The sequence below is a fragment of the Roseibium aestuarii genome (assembly GCF_008477545.1).
GTDB lineage: Bacteria > Pseudomonadota > Alphaproteobacteria > Rhizobiales > Stappiaceae > Roseibium > Roseibium aestuarii.
This window is the reverse complement of record NZ_VORA01000002.1, coordinates 1-19,382: the sequence shown is the minus strand read 5'-3', so window position 1 is coordinate 19,382 and position 19,382 is coordinate 1. Positions and strand designations below refer to the sequence as shown.

Annotated in this window: 17 protein-coding genes; 5 read left to right on the top strand and 12 right to left on the bottom strand. The window is 65.3% G+C overall.

From position 1 onward, the window contains the following. Positions 1-78: 78 nt before the first annotated feature. The 10 genes from FR728_RS08590 to ruvX all read right to left on the bottom strand — a co-directional run bounded on the left by FR728_RS08590 (position 79) and on the right by ruvX (position 12,533). The gene (locus tag FR728_RS08590; protein ID WP_149892299.1) at positions 79-837 is read right to left on the bottom strand and encodes an NUDIX hydrolase; all 759 of its coding nucleotides are present in this window, start codon (positions 835-837) and stop codon (positions 79-81) included. Beyond that, positions 834-1,301, bottom strand: coding sequence for a DUF983 domain-containing protein (locus tag FR728_RS08585; protein WP_149892298.1), 468 nt, complete (start codon positions 1,299-1,301; stop codon positions 834-836). The genes FR728_RS08590 and FR728_RS08585 overlap by 4 nt, the downstream gene beginning before the upstream one ends. Before the next feature lie 35 nt (positions 1,302-1,336). Then, positions 1,337-3,805 (bottom strand): ribonuclease R, encoded by a 2,469-nt coding sequence (rnr, locus tag FR728_RS08580; RefSeq protein WP_280115336.1) that lies wholly within the window; start codon positions 3,803-3,805, stop codon positions 1,337-1,339. Continuing rightward, complete coding sequence (gene topA / locus FR728_RS08575; protein ID WP_149892297.1) at positions 3,802-6,534, bottom strand: type I DNA topoisomerase; 2,733 nt, start codon at positions 6,532-6,534, stop codon at positions 3,802-3,804. The genes rnr and topA overlap by 4 nt, the downstream gene beginning before the upstream one ends. Positions 6,535-6,768: 234 nt before the next feature. After that, positions 6,769-7,908 carry a DNA-processing protein DprA gene (gene dprA, locus FR728_RS08570; RefSeq protein WP_149892296.1) on the bottom strand — a complete coding sequence of 380 codons (1,140 nt, stop codon included), beginning with the start codon at positions 7,906-7,908 and terminating at the stop codon, positions 6,769-6,771. 2 nt (positions 7,909-7,910) lie between these two features. Then, the gene (plsY, locus tag FR728_RS08565) at positions 7,911-8,537 is read right to left on the bottom strand and encodes a glycerol-3-phosphate 1-O-acyltransferase PlsY (RefSeq protein ID WP_149893050.1); all 627 of its coding nucleotides are present in this window, start codon (positions 8,535-8,537) and stop codon (positions 7,911-7,913) included. 73 nt (positions 8,538-8,610) lie between these two features. Continuing rightward, entirely contained in the window at positions 8,611-9,912 is a 1,302-nt protein-coding gene (locus tag FR728_RS08560; protein WP_149892295.1) for a dihydroorotase, read from the bottom strand. A gap of 18 nt (positions 9,913-9,930) precedes the next feature. Next, positions 9,931-10,887: an aspartate carbamoyltransferase catalytic subunit gene (locus FR728_RS08555; RefSeq protein ID WP_149892294.1), complete on the bottom strand. Its 957-nt coding sequence runs from the start codon at positions 10,885-10,887 to the stop codon at positions 9,931-9,933. A gap of 89 nt (positions 10,888-10,976) precedes the next feature. Further along, positions 10,977-11,915: an AEC family transporter gene (locus FR728_RS08550; RefSeq protein ID WP_149892293.1), complete on the bottom strand. Its 939-nt coding sequence runs from the start codon at positions 11,913-11,915 to the stop codon at positions 10,977-10,979. A 111-nt stretch (positions 11,916-12,026) separates the two neighbouring features. Next, entirely contained in the window at positions 12,027-12,533 is a 507-nt protein-coding gene (gene ruvX / locus FR728_RS08545) for a Holliday junction resolvase RuvX (protein ID WP_149892292.1), read from the bottom strand. 328 nt (positions 12,534-12,861) lie between these two features. On the opposite strand from ruvX, the gene FR728_RS08540 reads away from it, so the two are divergent. From FR728_RS08540 to FR728_RS08530, 3 genes are read left to right on the top strand one after another with little or no spacing between them, the layout of a single operon-like run. Next, complete coding sequence (locus FR728_RS08540) at positions 12,862-13,944, top strand: TRAP transporter substrate-binding protein (protein ID WP_149892291.1); 1,083 nt, start codon at positions 12,862-12,864, stop codon at positions 13,942-13,944. Positions 13,945-13,952: 8 nt separating this feature from the next. Continuing rightward, complete coding sequence (locus tag FR728_RS08535; RefSeq protein ID WP_149892290.1) at positions 13,953-14,471, top strand: TRAP transporter small permease subunit; 519 nt, start codon at positions 13,953-13,955, stop codon at positions 14,469-14,471. Between the two features lie 22 nt (positions 14,472-14,493). Continuing rightward, positions 14,494-15,819: a TRAP transporter large permease gene (locus FR728_RS08530; protein ID WP_149892289.1), complete on the top strand. Its 1,326-nt coding sequence runs from the start codon at positions 14,494-14,496 to the stop codon at positions 15,817-15,819. Positions 15,820-16,169: 350 nt separating this feature from the next. Here FR728_RS08530 and FR728_RS08525 read toward each other — a convergent pair whose 3' ends face one another. After that, positions 16,170-16,811 carry an NAD(P)H-dependent oxidoreductase gene (locus FR728_RS08525; RefSeq protein WP_149892288.1) on the bottom strand — a complete coding sequence of 214 codons (642 nt, stop codon included), beginning with the start codon at positions 16,809-16,811 and terminating at the stop codon, positions 16,170-16,172. Between the two features lie 121 nt (positions 16,812-16,932). On the opposite strand from FR728_RS08525, the gene FR728_RS08520 reads away from it, so the two are divergent. Further along, a complete protein-coding gene (locus tag FR728_RS08520; protein WP_244304505.1) occupies positions 16,933-17,313 on the top strand; it encodes a winged helix-turn-helix transcriptional regulator in 381 nt (126 codons plus the stop codon). Positions 17,314-17,367: 54 nt separating this feature from the next. Here the strand turns inward: FR728_RS08520 and FR728_RS08515 are convergent, their stop codons facing one another. After that, on the bottom strand, positions 17,368-18,036 hold the full coding sequence (locus FR728_RS08515) for a GntR family transcriptional regulator (RefSeq protein WP_149892287.1): 669 nt from the start codon (positions 18,034-18,036) through the stop codon (positions 17,368-17,370). Between the two features lie 249 nt (positions 18,037-18,285). On the opposite strand from FR728_RS08515, the gene FR728_RS08510 reads away from it, so the two are divergent. Beyond that, on the top strand, positions 18,286-18,990 hold the full coding sequence (locus tag FR728_RS08510) for a metal-dependent hydrolase (protein WP_149892286.1): 705 nt from the start codon (positions 18,286-18,288) through the stop codon (positions 18,988-18,990). The last annotated feature ends 392 nt before the right edge of the window (positions 18,991-19,382 follow it).

The window sequence follows — 19,382 nt, the reverse complement described above, 5'->3', positions numbered from 1 at the left end:
CATCGGCGCCGCAAAGTCAAGGGCTCTCGCGGATGCTGCGCAAATATCGTGAAAAGCCCTTTGGATAGCTCTGGCGACCTAGAGAAGTTCGCGCAGGAAGCGGTCGCCCCGATACTGGTAGAAGGGGACCGGATGGTCGGGCGCGAGGTCCGGATCAACGCAGAGCCGCTCGATCAGATCGGCGAGAATCTGCCGTGTGATCGTGGGCAGGCTGTCCATGTCGCGCGCCTCGTCGAGGGGCAGCCAGGCGAGATCTTCCAGCTCGCCGGAGGGGCCGGTGCCCTCGGGAAGACGGTGGGCGATGGCCTTCGAATCCACTGCGAGAAACCGGGTGTCGAAGCGGCGCGACCGGTTGGGCGGGGTGATGGCCCGCCCGATGAAGCGCAAGGGCTCCAGGGAGAGAGCCACCCCGTACTGTGCGAAGGCCTCGAAGCCGCGGAACGGTCGCAGGCTGGCCTCCGACCTGGTGCCAAGCAGCAGGCCGGCTTCCTCATAGGTCTCGCGCAGGGCGGCAAGGCCGAGCGCGCGCACGCGGGCGGCACTGCGCGGGCCCTTCAGGTCTTGCGAAAGCTTGGCTTCGACCGCCGGGTGATAGGTCTGAAGGGGGTGCAGGCGCGAATCGGACGGGTCGAGGCGGCCGCCGGGGAAGACGAACTTGCCCGGCATGAAGGTGTGCTTCATGTGGCGGCGGCCCATGAGCACCCGCGGCAGGGCGCCTGACGGCGCGTTGGCACGGTCGAGGATGAGCAGGGTCGCGGCATCCTTCGGCCGGCGATAGGGATGCTTCCCCGCCAGCTCGTCGTTGGTCAGGGTCAGCGCAGGAGTCGCGTCGGTCATTTCAGCAGGTCCGCCGGATCGGGGTGAGGCTCGTCCTCGCCGCTCAGCGGATCGAAGCCATGCATGAAGAGCGCCCATTGCAGGCCCACCAGAGCCCCCTTGATGGGGCGCAGGAAGACAAGCGACAGGATCAGCGTGAGCGGCAGCCACAGTGCCATGTGGATCCACAGGGCTGGGCGGTAGAGCATCTCCACGGCCAGAAGGGCGGGGATGATGATGTGCCCCACCAGCGTGATGGTGAAATAGGGCGGCGCGTCGTCGGCGCGGTGATGGTGGAATTCCTCACCGCAAGCGGAGCAGGCGTAGTTGGTCGTCAGATAGCCCTTGAAGAGCTTGCCCTTGCCGCAATGCGGGCAGCGGTTCAGGCTGCCGCGCACCATGGACTGAAGGACATTGCGCTCACGCCGTTCTGGCCGCTCGACCGCCGGAGCCGCGCGGGCTCCGTCGTCCAGCGTCGATGTCATTCTCACGCTCATCTGCTCTCACTTCCGAAAAGACGTTACCCCCTTTTCGACGCCTTGGCCCGGCGCGCGGCCCGCGAGAGTTTCGCAGGTCCGCCCGACTTGCCCCCCGGTCCGTCCCCCGAGGGGTCTTCGGACCGTTTTGCGAATGGCTTGCCCCGGCCGGGACCGTCTCTTCCCGGGCCGTTCCTCTTCGGCGGCCGGCTGGAGCCGGCGCGGCCCTTGTAGGTGGAGCCGCCCGGGCCCTTGCGGCCTGGCGTGAGGATTTCGAAGCGCAACGCGCCAGCGAAGGGGGCAGCCTCCACGAGCTTGACGTCGACCTGGTCCCCAAGCTGATAGGTTTCCCGGGTCTTGTCACCTATCAGGGCGTGCGACCCTTCGTCATACCGGTAATAGTCGAGGCCGATGGTGGAGGCGGGCACGAAGCCGTCGGCGCCACTGTCGTTCAGGCGCACGAAGAGGCCGGACTTGGTCACGCCGCCGATGCGGCCCTTGAAGGTGGCGCCGATCTGGTCGGACATCCACAGGGCGATCAGCCGGTCGATCGTGTCGCGTTCGGCGAGCATGGCGCGCCGTTCGGCGGCAGAGATCTCCGCCCCGATGGCTTCCAGCTTGGCCTCGATTCCTTCGGGCAGTCCATCCTTGCCGAAGCCCATCGCGGTGATCAGGCCGCGGTGGACGATCAGGTCCGCATAGCGGCGGATCGGCGAGGTAAAATGCGCATAACGGCGCAGATTCAGGCCAAAATGGCCGATGTTCTGCGGGTGATACTCGGCCTGGGCCTGAGAGCGCAGGATGACCTCGTTGACCAGCTGCGACTGGGCGCTGTCCTTCACCTTCTCCAGGATGGTGTTGAAGACGGCGGGGCGAAGTCCGCCGGCGGAGGGCAGCTTCATGTTGATGGTGGAGAGGAACTCCTTGAGGCTTTCCAGCTTCTCCGGCGTCGAGGCATCGTGGATGCGGTAGAGCAGCCCGATCTTCTTCTTCTCCAGGGTCTCGGCGGCCGAGACGTTTGCCTGGATCATGAATTCCTCGATCAGCTTGTGGGCGTCGAGCCGTTCGGGCACGTAAACGTGATCGACGGTGCCGTCGTCCTTGAGCTTGATCTTGCGCTCGGGCAGGTCGAGCTCCAGCGGCTGACGGGCGTCGCGGCCCTTCTTCAGCACCGCATAGGCGGCCCAGATCGGCTTCAGAACGCCCTCGACGAGGGTCTCGGTCTTCTCGTCCGCGATGCCTTCGATCGCCTTCTGCGCCTGCAGATAGGAGAGCTTGGCGGCCGAGCGCATCAGCACCCGGTGGAAGCTGTGCTCGATCTTGCGGCCCTGGGCGTTGAAGACCATGCGCACGGCAATCGCCGGCCGGTCCTCGCGCTCGCGCAGGGAGCAGAGGTCGTTGGAGATGCGTTCGGGCAGCATCGGGATCACCCGGTCGGGGAAATAGACCGAGTTTCCGCGCTGATGGGCCTCGCGGTCGAGGGCCGTGCCGGTGCGCACGTAGTGGGCGACGTCGGCAATCGCCACATAGACAATGTGACCGCCTTCGTTGGCGGGATCCTCGTCCCTTTCCGCAAAGACCGCGTCATCGTGGTCCTTGGCGTCGGGCGGATCGATGGTGATCAGCGGGACCTGGCGCCAGTCCTCGCGCTTGCCCAGGGTGACGGGCTTGGCGGCCTCGGACTCCTCGATCACCTCGCGCGGAAAGACATGGCGGATGCCATGGGCGTGCAGGGCGATCTCGGAAATCGCCTTTTCCGAGCCCGGCGCGCCGAAGCGCTCCACGATCTCGGCACGCGGCGCGCCATAGCGGCCGGTGCGGGAGATGGTGACGCTGACCAGATCGCCCTCGCGGGCGTCCTTCAGGTCGGAGGGATCGACGTCGATCTCGCGCGACTTCTTGTCGATGGGCTCGAGCCACGGCACCTTGCCGCCGGCGCGGAAGCGAAGGATGCCGAGAATGGCGCCCTGCTGGCGTTCCAGAAGCTTCAGGATGCGGCCCGCATATTGCGCCTCGAAGCCGGTCTCGGCTTCGGTCAGGCGAATGAGCGCCCGGTCGCCCAGACCGGGCTGGGCGCCACGGGCCTTCGACGGCAGGACCAGAACCTTGGGGCAGGGGCCGGCTTCCGGATCCCACTCCTGGGGTTCGCCCAGAAGTTCGCCGTCCTGGTCGCGGGCGACCAGATTGACGACGAAGACCGGCGGCAGGTCGCCCGGGCGGATGAGGCGCTTCTGGCGCTTTTCCACCAGGCCTTCCGTGCCCAGGTCCTTCAGCATCTTCTTGAGCTGGATCCGGCCCGCGCCGGAAATGCCGAAATGGCGCGCGATCTCGCGCTTTCCCGCCTTGCCGGGGTTTTCCGCGACAAAGGCCAGAATGTCTTCCCGGGAGGGGAAGTTGCCGGGAGAGCGGGCTGCAGGGGTGCCTGCAGCCTTCGCTTCGGCCTTGCGACGGGCGACCGCCGGTCGCTTGGCCTTGGTGCCGGACCCTGGGGGCCCTATGCGTCTTGCATTCAAGAGGCGTCATCCGCCGCAGCTTTCGCTGCGGTTTTCTTTGTGGTGGCCTTTTTGGCCGGTGTCTTCTTCGTTGCGGCCTTCTTGGCCGCAGGCTTCTTTTCGGCCGCTTCGTCGCCATCCTTGGCAGCGGCCTTCTTCGTCGTGGTCTTCTTCGCGGCCGCCGTTTTTGTCGTCGTCTTCTTGGCGGTCGCCTTCTTCGGCGCCTTGGCGGCCTTGGCGTTCACCAGTTCCAGCGCCTGTTCCAGGGTCACGCTCTGGGGATCGGTGTCCTTGGGCAGGGTGGCATTGACCTTGGCCCATTTCACGTAAGGTCCGTAGCGGCCTTCATAGACATTCACCGGCCCGCCGTCCGGATGCTCGCCCAGCTCCTTCAGGGGGGCGGCGGTCGCCCGTCCACGTCCACCCTTGGCCCGCTTTTCGGCCAGTGCATCGACGGCGCGGTTCAGGCCAACGGAGAAGACCTCGTCCGGTGAGGTCAGGTTGGCATAGGTGCCCTCGTGATGGACATAGGGCCCATAGCGGCCGAGGTTCGCCGTTATCGGCTTGCCATCTTCCGGGTGCAGACCCACTTCGCGGGGCAGGGACAGAAGCTGCAGGGCCTTTTCCAGATCCAGATCGGAGGCCGACCAGGTCTTGGGCAGGGACGAGCGCTTGGGCTTGTTTTCCTTGGAATCTTCGCCCAGCTGCACGTAGAGGCCGAAACGGCCGTTGCGCAGGCTGACGTCGAGACCGGTTTCCGGATCCTGTCCGAGCACCTTGGGGCCGTCGGCCGCGCCATCCTCCTCGCCCTCGCCGGACTTGGCGAGTTGGCGGGTGTAGCTGCATTCGGGATAGTTCGAGCAGCCGATGAAGGCGCCGAACTTGGAGACCTTGAGGGAGAGCTGGCCGCTGTCGCAGACCGGGCAGGCGCGCGGATTTGAGCCGTCGCCCTTGTCGGGGAAGATATGGGGCGCCAGCAGCTCGTTCAGGGCGTCGAGCACCTCGGAAACGCGCAGATCCTTGATCTCGGTGACGGCACCGGAGAAGTCGCGCCAGAAGTCGCGCAGCACTTCCTGCCAGGAGAGTTCGCCGGCGGAGATGCGGTCAAGCTGTTCTTCCAGGCTCGCGGTGAAGTCGAACTCCACATAGCGGTTGAAGAAGCTCTGCAGGAAGGCCGTGACGATGCGGCCCTTGTCTTGGGGGACCAGCTGCTTCTTCTCCAGCTCCACATATTCGCGGTCGCGCAGGGTCTGGAGCGTGGAGGCATAGGTGGAGGGCCGGCCGATGCCGAGCTCTTCCATCTTCTTCACCAGGCTCGCTTCCGTGTAGCGCGGGGGCGGCTGGGTGAAATGCTGGTTGGCCTCGACCGGCTTGGCGCCGGTGGCGGCCAGGGTCAGGGCGTCATTGTCATTGACGGCGGGCAGGCGGTTTGCCGCTTCCTCGTCGTCATCGTCGCGGCCTTCCTGATAGAGGGCGAGGAAGCCGTCGAAGCGGACCACGGAGCCGGTGGCGCGCAGGGTCGCGGTCTTCGCGCCGTTCTTCGCGTCGATGTCGATGGTGGTGCGCTCGAGCACGGCGCTTTCCATCTGGGAGGCCATGGTGCGCTTCCACACCAGTTCATACAGGCGTGCCTGGTCCTGATCGAGGAAGCGGGCGACATCCTTCGGGCGCCGGAAGAGGTCGGTCGGACGAATGGCCTCGTGGGCCTCCTGGGCGTTCTTGGCCTTGGAGGAATAGAAGCGCGGCTTCTCCGGCACGTAATTGTCGCCGTAGTCCTGGCCGATCACCTTGCGGGCGGCGGAGATGGCTTCGCCGGCGATCTGCACGCCGTCGGTTCGCATGTAGGTGATGAGACCGGTGGTCTCGCCGCCGATGGTGATGCCCTCGTAGAGCTTCTGGGCCACCTGCATGGTGCGCGAGGCGGAGAAGCCGAGCTTGCGGCTTGCTTCCTGCTGCAGGGTGGAGGTGGTGAAGGGGGGCGAGGGATTGCGCTTGGCGGGCTTGGACACGACGGAGCCCACCTGGAAGCTGGCGCTTTCCAGCATGGTGCGGATGGTGGTGGCATCCTGCTCGTTGGTGATGTCGTGGCGGCCGATCTTCTTGCCGTCGAAGCCGGTGATGCCGGCCTGGAAGGTGGCCATGCCCGGGGTCTGCAGGTTGGCGACGATGGACCAGTATTCCTGGGCCTTGAAGACCTCGATCTCCATTTCCCGGTCGCAGATCAGGCGCAGGGCCACGGACTGCACGCGGCCGGCGGAGCGGGCGCCGGGCAGCTTGCGCCACAGGACGGGAGACAGGGTGAAGCCGACCAGATAGTCGAGCGCCCGGCGGGCCAGATAGGCATCGACCAGCGGCGTGTCGAGCTGGCGCGGATTGGCCATGGCATCCAGGATCGCCTGCTTGGTGATCGCGTTGAAGACTACGCGCTCGACCGGCTTGTCCTTGAGCACCTTCTTCTTCTGGAGCACTTCCAGCACATGCCACGAGATGGCTTCCCCTTCGCGATCCGGGTCAGTTGCGAGAATGAGGCGGTCGGCATCCTTGACGGCTGCGGCGATCTCGTTGAGGCGCTTCTGGGACTTGGCATCCACCTGCCAGCTCATGGCGAAATTGTCATCAGGCTGGACCGAACCGTCCTTGGGGGGCAGGTCGCGCACATGGCCATAGGACGCTAAGACCTGGTAGTTGGAGCCCAGATACTTGTTGATGGTCTTGGCCTTTGCCGGGGATTCCACAATGACGATGTTCATTCGTACCCAGAAGCGTTTTGCCGGATTCCGCCCCTGGGCCCCCCAGATGCGCGTCCGTTACAAGGTGTGATTTGGAGTGGCGACGATCACGGATCGAAAGCCGCCTGTCAAATGGACTTTTGTGAAGGTCTGGTCAAGGCGGCTTCCCCTCCTGGACGGAAATGACCGGGAAATCCTCGTGTTTCTGACGAGTGCCGTGGGGCGTTTCCCCTTCCGGAGAGGCGTGTCGGCCGGTCAGTAGACAAGGGAGACCTTCTGTCCGCCGAGGCGCTCCAGCCGACCGGCAAGCTCCAGTTCCAGCAGGAGAACGCTGACGATGCGGGGTTCCAGACCGGTGAACTGGACCAGTTCGTCGATGGCGACCGGTGCCGGGCCGAGGGCGCGCAGAAGCTGCTCCCGGTCCTGGTCGCCCGGGTCGGCGGGCGCGCCGTCAAAAGTCCCGAACTCGTCGTTCTCCGGTTCGCCGAAGGGCAGCTGGGGCTCGGACCGGCCGGCCAGGGCCTCGATCACGTCGCTCGCATCGCGGACCAAGGTCGCGCCCTGACGGATCAGGGCATTGGCCCCTTCGGAACGCGGATCCAGCGGCGAGCCGGGCACGGCGAAGATGTCCCGGTTCTGGTCCAGCGCGAAGCGGGCGGTGTGAAGCGAGCCGGATCCCTTGGCCGCCTCGATGACCACCACACCCAGGCTGATGCCGGAAATGAGCCGGTTGCGGCGGGGAAAGTCGCGGGCTCGCGGCTTCCAGCCGAAGGGCATTTCGCTGAGGAGCGAACCGCCGAATGACGCAATGCGGTGGGCCAGCGCCTCGTTCTCCGGCGGATAGAGCACATCGATGCCACCGGCGAAGACGGCGAGGGTGCCACCGTCGAGAGAGGCTTCGTGAGCTGCCGCGTCGATGCCGCGGGCCAGGCCCGACACGGTGAGATAGCCCGCGTCGGAAAGGTCACGGGCAATCTGGCGCGCCAGCTTCTGCCCGCTCAGAGAGGCATTGCGGGCGCCGACCAGCGCAATGGCGAGCGGGCGGGACGACGCGGGGCCCCCGGCCAGGGAGATGAGGGGCGGCGGTCCGTCGATATGGCGCAGATGCGGGGGATAGTCGGGCTCGCCGAGGGCGACGAGGCGGGCGCCGATGCGGGCATGGGTCTCGACTTCAGCCTCGGCGTCGGAGAGCGGACAGACCCGGATGGCAGGCTTGCCCGCGCGCCGCGAGAGGCCGGGAAGGGCTGCGAGGGCCGCCTCGGCCGAGCCGCAGTGGTTGAGCAGATCGCGGAAGGTGGCGGGGCCGACGTTTTCCGACCGGATCAGCCGGAGCCAGGCGAGGCGCTGGGCCTCGGTGAGTATCAGGGCGGATCCGGTGGTGGTCGCCCCGCTCATGGTCAGACCGTTTCCGGCGGCGGCGCAGCGGCAGGAGCGGATTTCTGTCCGATCCTGCTTTCCTTGCCGGTCAGCAGGCGGCCGATGTTCTCGTGATGCTTCACCCAGAGCATCAGGGACAGCAGGCCGAAGAGGATGGCCTTGTTCAGGTCACCGATGGCCAGCAGCAGGAAGGGGCTGACGAGGCTGGCGGCCAGGGCCGAGAGGGAGGAGAAGCGGAAGACGAAGGCCATGGCGATCCAGATGGCGGCGAAGGCCAGACCGATGGGCCAGGCGAGGCCCAGAAGGATGCCGAGATAGGTGGCCACACCCTTGCCGCCCTTGAACTTCAGCCAGACGGGGAAGAGATGGCCGAGGAAGGCGCCGAGACCAGCCACGAGCGCAAGCTCCGTACCGCCATAGAGACCGGCGACGAGCACCGCGACCGTACCTTTCAGCGCATCGCCGAGCAGGGTGAGGGCGGCCAGCTTCTTGGAGCCGGTGCGCAGCACGTTGGTGGTGCCGATATTGCCGGAGCCGATCTTGCGGATGTCGCCCTTGCCGGCCAGCCGGGTGATGATCAGGCCGAAGGGGATCGAGCCGAGCAGATAGCCGAAGGCAAGCGCGATCAGCAGGCCGGACAGGGCCACTGAAGTGAAAGCAAAGGCAACGGTTTCCGCGCCGGGCGTCTCGGTCACTTGGGGTTTTCCTCGTCGAAGTCGATCAATCGTAAGTATAAACGGTGCGCCCTGCAACAATGGTGCGCAGGGTGCGGCCGGAGAAGCGGGCGTCCTCGAAGGGCGAGTTCTTGGAGCGCGACAGGATGTTCTTCTTTTCCAGAACCCAGGGGCGGTCGGGATCGAAGACGATCACGTCGGCCGGCGCACCGGCGCAAAGGCGGCCGCTGTCGAGGCCCAGACGTCTGGCCGGATTGATGGTCATCTTGGCCAGCAGGGTCAGGAGATCCAGATCCTCGCTGTGATGGAGGCGCAGGCTGGCTGCGAGCAGCGTCTCCAGGCCGATGGCCCCATCCTCGGCTTCCGCCCAGGGGTGGCGCTTGGTTTCCACGTCCTGCGGATCGTGGTTGGAGACGATGACGTCGATGGTGCCGTCCTTGAGGGCGGCGATCATCGCCTGCCGGTCATCCTCATCGCGCAAGGGCGGCGACATCTTGAAGAAGGTGCGGTAGGCGCCGATGTCGTTCTCGTTCTGGGTCAGATGGTTGATCGAGACCCCGGCGGTGACGTCGAGCCCCCGGTCCTTGCCGATGGCCAGCACGCGGGCGCTTTCCGCCGTGGAGAGCAGATTGGCGTGATAGCGGCCCTTGGCCATGCCGACGAGGCGCAGGTCGCGCTCCAGCGCGATGATCTCGGCCTCGCGCGGCACGCCGGACAGGCCCTTCCACGAGGCGTTCAACCCGGCATTCATGACGCCGCCACCGAGATCCGGGTCTTCCACGTGGTGGATGACCAGCGCATCGAAGTCGCGGGCATAGGTCATGATGCGGCGCAGGATCTGCGGATTGCGGATCGCCTTGTGGCCGTTGGTGAAGGCAATGGCGCCGGCTTCCTGCAACAGGCCGATCTCGGTCATGTCGTTGCCCTCCAGCCCCTTGGTCAGGGCGGCGAGGGGGCGGACATTGACGATGGCCGTGTCGCGGGCACGGCGCAGGATGAAGTCGACCAGCGCCGGATCGTCGATCACCGGATCGGTTTCCGGCATGGTGCAGATGGTGGTCACGCCGCCGCTGGCCGCTGCCTGGGAGGCGGAGGCGAAGGTTTCCCGGTGCTCGTGGCCCGGTTCGCCGACGGAGACGCACATGTCGATGAGGCCCGGAGCGACGACCGCCCCGGCGCAGTCGATGACCTGAGCGCCGTCCGGCGCGCCCTGGTTGGCGGCTTCAGGACCGGCGGCCAGGATCACGCCATCGGCGAGGATCACCGCGCCGGGGGCATCAAGGCCGCGTGCCGGATCGATCACCCGGGCGTTGGTCAGAACCAGGGGCTTGGGGCTGTCGTGAACCACGGATCTCGTCCTCTGGCTTTAGCTGTTGGGCAGGTGGGCGGCGAGGGCTTCGAGCACGGCCATGCGGACGGCGACCCCCATTTCCACCTGTTCTCGGATCAGGCTCTGGGGCCCGTCGGCAACGGCCGGGTCGATTTCCACGCCCCGGTTCATCGGGCCGGGATGCATGACCAGCGCATCGTCGTTGGCATAGGCGAGCTTTTCCTGATCCAGCCCGTAGTAGCGGTAATATTCGCGAACCGACGGAATGAAGGCGCCGTTCATGCGCTCGCGCTGGAGGCGCAGCATCATGACGATGTCCACGCCCTTCAGCCCTTCCTTCATGTCGCGGAAGACCTCCACGCCCATCTTCTCGATGCCCGAGGGCAGGAGGGTGGAGGGGGCGATCACCCGGACCCTTGCGCCAAGCGCATTAAGCAGGATGATGTTGGAGCGGGCCACGCGGGAATGGGTGATGTCGCCGCAGATGGCCACCGTCAGCCGGGCGATCTTGCCCTTGTGGCGGCGGATGGTCAGGGCGTCGAGCAGGGCCTGGGTCGGGTGTTCGTGCTGGCCGTCGCCGGCGTTGATCACCGAGCAGGAGACCTTGCGGGCGAGCAGATGAACCGCGCCGGCCGCATTGTGGCGCACCACCAGGATGTCCGGGTGCATGGCGTTCAGGGTCGCCGCGGTGTCGATCAGGGTCTCGCCCTTCTTCACCGAGGACTGGCTGACCGCCATGTTCATCACATCCGCGCCCAGACGCTTGCCTGCCAGTTCGAAGGAGGACTGGGTGCGGGTGGAGTTTTCGAAGAAGAGGTTGATCTGGGTGCGCCCACGCAGCACCGGCTTGATCTTCTCAACCTGACGGCTGATCTCGATGGCCTCTTCGGCCCGGTCCAGGAGACCGAGGATTTCGTGGGGTTGCAGACCTTCGATGCCGAGCAGATGCCGGTGGGGGAAGGTGCTGTCTCGATGGGAAGGGTTCGCGCTCATCGAGACCAAGGCTATAGGCGCAATCGGAAAAGGCCACAAGCGTTAAAGCCCGTGGCCTTCATCCATCCACCTCAATTCGCCGGCTCAGCTCAGCTCGCGCTGTCTAGGAGAAGGATCGCCAGCGGGATGGTGGCGATGGCCACAAGGGTCTGAAGGGTGAGGATCTCGGCCATGAGCTTCGTGTCGCCGCCCATGAGCCGGGCGAGCAGGAAGGCGTTGCTGGCAGAGGGCACCGAGCAGGCGATGATGATCGCCGTGTGCGCGTTGCCGGTGACGCCGAAAGCGAAGGCGAAAGCCGCCCCCATCAGCGGCGAGACCAGCAGCCGGATGAAGGTGCCCAGGGTGAGCGCCGGTCCGGGCCGGCGGAGGGAGTTGAGATCCAGACTGGCGCCGACGCAGATGATGCCCACCGGAAGGGAGGCGGCGCCCAGCATGGTCAGGGTCTGGAGAGCAAAGCCCGGGATCGGGATCGACAGGAGGTTGAAGACGATGCCGGCCGCGATCGCGATGTTGAAGGGGTTGGTATAGAGGTCGCGGGCGACCTTCGCGGGGGTCGGGGTCACGCCGCTGTCGCCGTATTTCGACAGGACGAGGATCGACGAGATGTTCAGCACCGGGATCATCACCACCATGGCGACGGCAAGCAGGGCGACGCCTTCCGATCCCATGAGGCTGTCGGCCATGGCGAGCGCGAGGAAGCCGTTCCAGCGCACCGCGCCCTGGAAGATGGAAGTGAAGCGCGGTCCGTTGATGTTGAAGCGCGCCTGCATCCAGGGCCGCAGAGCCAGCACGCCGCCGACCATCACGAGGATCGCGCAGAGCAGGGCGAGACCCATCTCGAGGGTGGGGACCGCGTTGAAGTCGACCGTGGCGATGGACTTGAAGAGGATCGCCGGGAAGAGAAGGAAATAGGCCAGCCGCTCGATGCCGCGCCACTGGTCGCGGGAAATCAGTCCGGTGCGTTCCAGGAGATAGCCGAGGGCCGTGATCAGGATGATCGGGAGCAGGGCGAGGAGCGTGGTCAGCATGGCGATTCCGGAAAGCTGCAGCGGGCAGGGCTGTCTACCCCCGACGGGCGCCCCTCAGCAAGGGTCGATGGGCGCGCGCAGGTGGGAGCTTCAGGATTTTCCGGCCGAAGGTCAGAACTCGTCGGAATAGGTGCGGCCGCCGAGCTTCATGTGGCCGATGCGGTCGAGGAAGCCCTGGAGAATGTAGGCGGCGGCCATCTTGTCGACGACCTCGGCCCGACGCGCCCGGCTGGAATCGGCTTCCAGCAAGGTACGGGTTACCGCGGCGGTCGACAGGCGTTCGTCCCAGAAGGTCATGGGAAGCTCGGTCAGGTTGCCGAGGTTGCGGGCAAAGGCGCGGGTCGCCTGGGCGCGCGGGCCTTCGCTGCCATCCATGTTGAGGGGCAGGCCGATCACCAGGCCTCCGACGTCCTGTTTGGCGCAGATGGCCAGAAGCGCCTGGGCATCGGGGGTGAACTTCACCCGCCGGATGGTTTCCATCGGCGTGGCAATGCCGCGTCCCAGATCGGAGAGGGCCAGACCGATGGTCTTGGTGCCCAGATCGAGACCGATGAGGCGGGTGCCCGCCTTTGCGGCAGTGAGAAACTCTTCGAGGGGGAGTGTGGGATCGCTGGCCATGAGGGCGCTTTAACAGGTGTTTTTGCCGAATGCCAGCGGCGCGGGCGCGCCTGGTGCTGCGCGGCGGGTGTCCGGGGTGGCCGGAATTGAGGCAGCCTTCCGGCCGGGTCTGGTCACGCGATGGGCATTTCTTCGATTTTCGGTATGCAATGACATGAAAAATCACATGTTTGTATACAATATCTGAGGTATATTATTTTTAAGTCATTGAATTTTATAACTTTATTTTTCTGGCATGGGTCTTGAATAGGGGATTTCAGGTGGCGCCGAAGGGTGCCCCGGCCGCTTCCTCCCGGCGGTCATTTCGAACTCGAAGGATCAAGCTCCCATGGAACGACGCAAGTTTCTCAAAGGCGGTCTCGTCGCTGCCGCCGCCGCCCCTCTGGCCGCTCCCTCCATCGCCCGCGCCCAGGACAGCTTCTCCTGGAAGATGACCAATGCCTATGGTCCCGGCTCCCCCTTCTATGTGGAAGGCCCGGGCAGCCCGACCGACTTCTGCAAGAAGGTGGAGGCCATGTCCGGCGGCCGCCTGAAGATCCAGCATTTTGCCGCCGGCGAGCTCATCCCGGCCATGGAAGGCTTTGACGCGGTCCGCTCCGGCACCGTGGAAATGAATGCCGCCAACGCCTATTTCTGGGCCGGCAAGATCCCGGCGGCCCAGTATTTCACCACCGTTCCCTTCGGCCTCAATTTCCAGGGCATGAATGCCTGGCTCTATCACGGTGGCGGTCAGGCCCTGTGGGACGAGCTCTACGAGCCGCTGGGGCTGAAGGCCCTGCCCATGGGCAACACCGGCGTGCAGATGACCGGCTGGTTCCGCAATCCGATCGCGTCCGTCGATGACTTCAAGGACCTGAAGATGCGCATCCCGGGTCTGGCGGGCAAGGTCTATGCCCAGCTCGGCGTGGACGTGAAGCTGCTTCCGGGCGGCGAGATCTTCCCTGCGCTGGAACGCGGCGTGATCGACGCGGCCGAGTTCGTCGGCCCCTATCAGGACCGCCGTCTTGGGCTGCAGAACGCTGCCAAGTTCTATTACACCACCGGCTGGCACGAGCCGTCCAACGCGACGGAACTGCTGATCAACAAGGCCGCGTGGGACAGCCTGCCGGCCGATCTTCAGGCCATCGTTTCCGCAGCGGCCATGGCCTGCAACCTGGAAAGCCACACCTGGTGCGAGGCGGTGAATGCCTCCGCCATGGTGGATCTGGTGGAGAACTTCGGCGTGAAGGCCGACGTGCTGCCGAAGGACGTGGTGGCCAAGCTGAAGGAAGTGACCGATCAGGTCCTGTCCGACGGGGCCGCCGCCGATCCGGTGACCAAGAAGGTTCACGACGCCTTCTTCGCCTTCAAGAAGGAACATGACCAGTGGGCCTCGATCTCCGAGAAGCCCTATCACAACCTTCTGGGCTGACGGGTCGCATGCGCGTCCTTGAACGTCTTGCGGATGGCGCGTCCTGCGCCGTCCGCATCATCGGTGGCCTGGCTGCCTGGAGCGGTCTGGCCCTGGTGCTTCTTGTCGCCTTCAACGTGCTCGCCCGCTACTTCCTCTCCTACTCCTCGGTGGGGCTGCAGGAGCTGGAGTGGCATCTGATGGCGGTCGCCGCGCTCTTCGGCATGTCCTACGGGCTCAATCAGGGCGGGGAGGTGCGTGTCGACATCTTCTATGCCCGCTATGGCGCCCGGACCAAGGCGGTGATCGACCTCATCGGCAACGGGGCGCTCACCCTGGTCGCGGTCTATGTGGTCTGGCTGTCCATCGCCTATGTGCAGAGCAGCTACGCCATTGCCGAAGGCTCTCCCGACCCGGGCGGGCTGCCCCTGCGCTATGTGCTGAAGGCTGCCATTCCCGCCGGTTTCGCGCTGCTGGCGCTGCAGGGCCTCGCCATGACCCTGAGGGCCGGGTGCGAGGCTGTCGACCCCGCACGGCACCGGACCTGACCCGCGAAGGACCTTTCCTCCAATGGCAATTCCCGAAATCCTTCCGCTCCTGATGATCGGCGCGTTCTTCGTGCTGCTTCTCGGTGGAATTCCCGTGGCCATCTGCCTTGCCGTGACGGGCTTCGTCTTCGGCTACATCGGCTTTGGTCCCATGCTGTTCAATCTGGTGCCGGCCCGCATGTTCGGGGTGGTGACCAATTACACGCTGCTGGCGCTGCCGCTCTTCATCTTCATGGGCATCATGCTGGAGAAGTCGAAGATCGCCGAACAGCTGCTTGACGTCATCGGCCTTGCGATGGGCGGCCTGCGCGGGGGCATGGCGCTGGCCATCATCCTCGTCGGCGTGCTCATGGGCGCGGCCTCCGGCGTGGTGGGGGCGACCGTCGTCACCATGGGGCTGATCGCGCTCGGTCCCTTCCTCAACCGGGGCTACAACCGGGCCATCGCCAGCGGCGTCATCTGCGCGTCCGGAACGCTCGGCCAGATCATCCCGCCGAGCCTGGTGCTCATCCTGCTCGCCGACATCATGGGCGAGAGCGTCGGCACCCTGTTTGCCGCAGCCCTGATCCCAGGCCTGCTGCTTTCCGGCCTGTTCGTGCTCTTCATCCTGGCGCTGGGCATCTTCAAGCCGGCCATGGTGCCGGCCTTCCCGCCGGAGGAGCGGGCGCAATATTCGGGCGGCGACATTGCCCGGATGCTGCTGAAGGTGGTGGTGCCGCCGCTGGCGCTGATCTTCCTGGTGCTGGGCTCCATCATCGGGGGCGTGGCCGCACCGACGGAGGCTGCTTCCATGGGAGCCTTCGGGGCCATCGTCCTGGCGGCGCTTTATGGCCGGCTCACATGGCCCGTGCTCAAGGACACGGTGCGCTCGGCCTTCGTCACGAGTGCCATGGTGTTCTTCATTCTGGTCATGTCGCAGCCCTTCGGTCTGGCCTTCCGCGGACTGGGTGGGGAACGGCTGGTGCAGGATGCCTTCGCCATGGTGCCGGGCGGCATCACCGGACAGCTCCTGTTCCTGATGCTGATCCTCTTCGTCCTCGGCTTCTTCCTGGAGTGGATCGAGATCTCCTACATCGCCTTGCCCCTGTTCCTGCCGATCTTCCATGCGGCCGGGGTGGACATGGCGTGGGTGGCGATCCTCGTGGCGGTCAACCTGCAGACCTCATTCCTGACACCGCCCTTCGGCTGGGCGCTGTTCTTCCTGAAGGGCGTCGCTCCGCCGGACCTGAAGACCTCCGACATCTACAAGGGCGTCATTCCCTTCATCGGATTGCAGCTCGTCGGGCTGGCGCTGGTCTTCCTCTTCCCGGGCCTGGCCACCTGGCTGCCCAACGCCATCGGCTGGTAGGGGCGTGGGGGGCTGAGGTCGGCTGGTGGCTCACGCCATGACTCCCTCTCATGGCACGGCGGCCTTTACCTCTCCCGGAACCGGGAGAGGTAACTTGCGCCTCTTGTTACGCGAGACAGTGCAGCAGACGATTTTTCTTGGTTATCCCGGACAGCCTCTGGTTGATCCGGGACCGGCGAGCCCCAGAGATGCTGATGGCTCACCAGTCCCGGCTCGCGCTTCCGCTTGGCCGGGATGACGCAGGAGAGGTTGCGCGTTTCCTTTTCCGCTTTTCAGGATGAGGCTGTTCAAAAAAAAGCCCGGCGGAAGCATCCGCCAGGCTTTGACCTCGCAAGATCGGTCCTGAAAAATCAGGCGATCTCGGTGACCAGGGTCTCGCGGGACTTGCGGACCTTCTTCATCGGCAGCAGCCAGTCGGCGTCGTCCTGACGGGTGCCCAGCGGCAGCAGCAGAACGGAGCGCAGGCCGCGTTCGCGCAGGCCGAGGATCTCGTCGACCTTGGCCGGGTCGAAGCCTTCCATCGGCGTGCTGTCGACTTTCAGCTCGGCTGCTGCGGCCAGGGCAAAGCCCAGGGCGATATAGGCCTGGCGGGCGGCGTGCTGGTAGTTGACCTCGGGGTCGCGCGGCAGGTAGGCGGCCTTCAGCTTGGTGTAATAGTCCATCATCAGCGGAAGCTCGCCGCGCTCTTGCGTGAGCTGGCTGGTGACGGCGTCAATGCGCTCTTCGGTGTAATTGTCCCAGGCGGCGAAGACGAGCAGATGGGAGCCGTCGGTAATCTGGGCCTGATCCCAGGCAACGGGACGGATCTGGGCGCGGATGTCCGGGTTGGTGATCACGAAGACCTCGAAGGGCTGCACGCCGCTGGAGGTCGGGGCCATGCGGATGGCTTCGACGATCTGGTCGACCTTTTCCTGCGGCACCGGCTTGGACGGGTCCATCTTCTTGGTGGCATACCGCCAGTTCAGCTTCTCGAGGAGGGAGCTCTGCGACATTTCTCATTCCTTCAGGGGAGGGGAAGTGTGGTATAGATTTGTAATCGACGATATATGGGACACCGAAAGACGCCGCAAGAAGGCACTTTCCTGAGCGTCGGTTACAAGGAAGGAACCACCCGTGAAGGCCGAAGGCACCTGCAAGGATTGCGGTCGCATCAATGAAGTGCTGTCGCGCGTTGGCGACCGCTGGAGCATGCTGATCATCATTTCGCTCGGCACCTACAACGTGCTGCGGTTCAACGAGCTGAAGCGGATCCTGGGCATTTCCCAGCGCATGCTCTCCCTGACGCTGCGCGAGCTGGAGCGGGACGGGATGGTCAACCGCACCTATCATCCGACCATTCCGCCCAAGGTGGAATATGCGCTGACGCCGCTGGGAGAATCGATCCGCGCGCCCTTGCGCCAGATCGGCGACTGGGCGCTCGACAATCTTCCCGCCATCGATGCGGCCCGGGCGCGCTACGACGCCCAGAAGGAGCTGGAGCGCGAAAGCGCCTGAGCGCCTTGCCGTGAAGGTGAGGGAGGAGGCCGTCTGCAGGGAAGGGGCGAGGCTTCAGCCCATGCTGGCGAGAACGGCGCGGGCGGCGGAGAGAAGATGCCGGCGCAGGGCCTTTTCGGCACCCTTGGCGTTGCGCTCCAGGATGGCCGTGACAATGGCGTCATGCTCTTCCGCCGAGCGTTTCATCCGCTCGGAGGCCTTCAGCTGGGACTTGCGGAAGGGTGCGAGCTTGAGGCGCAGGCCGTTGGCCACGGCCAGAAGCTCCGCATTGTGGGCCCCCTCGAAGATCAGCGTGTGAAACTGCGTGTTGGCCTGCTCATAGGCCTCGTGCGCGCCGCGTGCGGCCATGTCGCCCATGGACTGGTGCAGCTCCTCGAGGGCGGCACGCTCGCTCATGGTCATGCGCTCGGCGGCGAGGCGGCCGCAGGTGGCCTCGATCTCGCCCATGGTCTCGAACAGCATGTCGATGCGCTCGCGGGTGATCTGGGCGACGATGACCCCGCGATAGGGCACCCGCTCGGCCAGCGACCGGCTGGCCAGAAGCTGCAGGGCCTCGCGCACGGGGGTGCGGGACGCGCCGAAGCGGTTGGCCAGGGCCTGTTCGTCCAGCTTGGAGCCGGAGGGCAGGGTGCCGGCGATGATCTCGGCTTCGAGCGTGTCGGCGATCACGGCCGATTGCAGGCGCTTGGGCGGGCAGGGATCTACAGGCTGGGGCGCGGGCATTCGGTCGGTCGCAGTTGTTTGGAAACGGGGGCGATTTGACCAAGTTCGCGGGCCGCGGGCAAGGGGGAAAGCAGCTTCAGGAGGATTTTCCTCTGGTCCCCTTTGATCTGAAATTCAAGAGACTTATGTTTCCACCCGAAGGTCGTGTCCCGGCCGGGGCCGGATGCCGGTGCCCTGCAGGGCGGGGCCGCCCGTCTCACGCCGATATCTCTCATTCAGCCGATATCTTTCAAGGGGAGTTCCCGTTTCATGAAAATCACCTGGTATGGCCATGCGGCCTTCAAGATCGAGCTCAAGGATGCCTCCATCCTCATCGATCCGTTCCTCACCGGAAATCCGAGCTTCCCCAAGGACCAGACCGTCGAGGAGGTGGCGAAGGGCGTCACCTACGTGATCCTGACCCACGGCCACGACGACCACATCGGCAACACTATCGAGATCTGCAAGTCGACCGGCGCGCTGCTGTCGGCCAATGCGGAGATCTGCGGCTGGGCAGCGGGCAAGGGCGTGGAAAAGGTCAGCCCGATGAACTCCGGTGGCAAGGTGGATGTGGGCCCCTTCACCGTGGCCCTGACCGTGGCGCATCATTCCTCGTCCACCTCCAGCGATGGCGGGCGCACCTATCTGGGCAATCCGCACGGGGTGGTGATCACCGCGCCGGGCGAGAAGGTTTTCTACCACATGGGTGACACGGATATTTTCTCCGACATGGCGCTGATCAACGAGTTCTATGGCCCGAAAATCGGTGTGGTGCCGATCGGCGACCGCTTCACCATGGGCGGCAAGCTGGCGGCTGCTGCCTGCAAGCGGTTCTTCGATTTCGACACGATCATCCCCTGCCACTACGGCTCTTTCCCGATCATCGACCAGACGCCGGATCTGTTCATCTCCGAGCTGGGAGACCTGGGGTCGCGGGTCAAGGTCGCCGTTCCGGGCGTGGCCTTCGAGGCGTGACCTGAAAGGGGTGCGCCGCGGGATGCCGGCGCCGCGGCCCGTCGTTCGCCAAGCGAGTCTGTCACTGTGGTTTGGGGCTCACCGGTCCCGGATCTTCGGGCACGCCCTCGTCCGGGACGACGCCGGAGAGCCGTAGAAGGCTTCCGCACCGGCCTTTCCGCCGTCCCGGACGCAGCGCAAGCGGAGATCCGGGACCTCGCAACCGACGCCCTTATGGATTTTCGGGAGAAGGGTTGGTCCCGGCTCAAGGCCGGGACGGCGCAGATCGAAGGGCGATGCTGCGATAGAACGCTCACCATTGTCATCTCGGACCGGATCTTCGGCGTCCGCCTCGTCCGGGATTGTTCGTTTTGGATGCTGTTATGATGGGGGTGCTCTCCCGGCTGTCTTGA

Excerpts from the sequence above, each read along its gene's own strand:
- FR728_RS08590 (WP_149892299.1), bottom strand. The coding sequence starts at position 837 with ATGACCGACGCGACTCCTGCGCTGACCCTGACCAACGACGAGCTGGCG.
- FR728_RS08585 (WP_149892298.1), bottom strand. The coding sequence starts at position 1,301 with ATGACATCGACGCTGGACGACGGAGCCCGCGCGGCTCCGGCGGTCGAG.
- topA (WP_149892297.1), bottom strand. The coding sequence starts at position 6,534 with ATGAACATCGTCATTGTGGAATCCCCGGCAAAGGCCAAGACCATCAAC.
- dprA (WP_149892296.1), bottom strand. The coding sequence starts at position 7,908 with ATGAGCGGGGCGACCACCACCGGATCCGCCCTGATACTCACCGAGGCC.
- FR728_RS08555 (WP_149892294.1), bottom strand. The coding sequence starts at position 10,887 with ATGAGCGCGAACCCTTCCCATCGAGACAGCACCTTCCCCCACCGGCAT.
- FR728_RS08550 (WP_149892293.1), bottom strand. The coding sequence starts at position 11,915 with ATGCTGACCACGCTCCTCGCCCTGCTCCCGATCATCCTGATCACGGCC.
- ruvX (WP_149892292.1), bottom strand. The coding sequence starts at position 12,533 with ATGGCCAGCGATCCCACACTCCCCCTCGAAGAGTTTCTCACTGCCGCA.
- FR728_RS08540 (WP_149892291.1), top strand. The coding sequence starts at position 12,862 with ATGGAACGACGCAAGTTTCTCAAAGGCGGTCTCGTCGCTGCCGCCGCC.
- FR728_RS08535 (WP_149892290.1), top strand. The coding sequence starts at position 13,953 with ATGCGCGTCCTTGAACGTCTTGCGGATGGCGCGTCCTGCGCCGTCCGC.
- FR728_RS08530 (WP_149892289.1), top strand. The coding sequence starts at position 14,494 with ATGGCAATTCCCGAAATCCTTCCGCTCCTGATGATCGGCGCGTTCTTC.
- FR728_RS08525 (WP_149892288.1), bottom strand. The coding sequence starts at position 16,811 with ATGTCGCAGAGCTCCCTCCTCGAGAAGCTGAACTGGCGGTATGCCACC.
- FR728_RS08515 (WP_149892287.1), bottom strand. The coding sequence starts at position 18,036 with ATGCCCGCGCCCCAGCCTGTAGATCCCTGCCCGCCCAAGCGCCTGCAA.
- FR728_RS08510 (WP_149892286.1), top strand. The coding sequence starts at position 18,286 with ATGAAAATCACCTGGTATGGCCATGCGGCCTTCAAGATCGAGCTCAAG.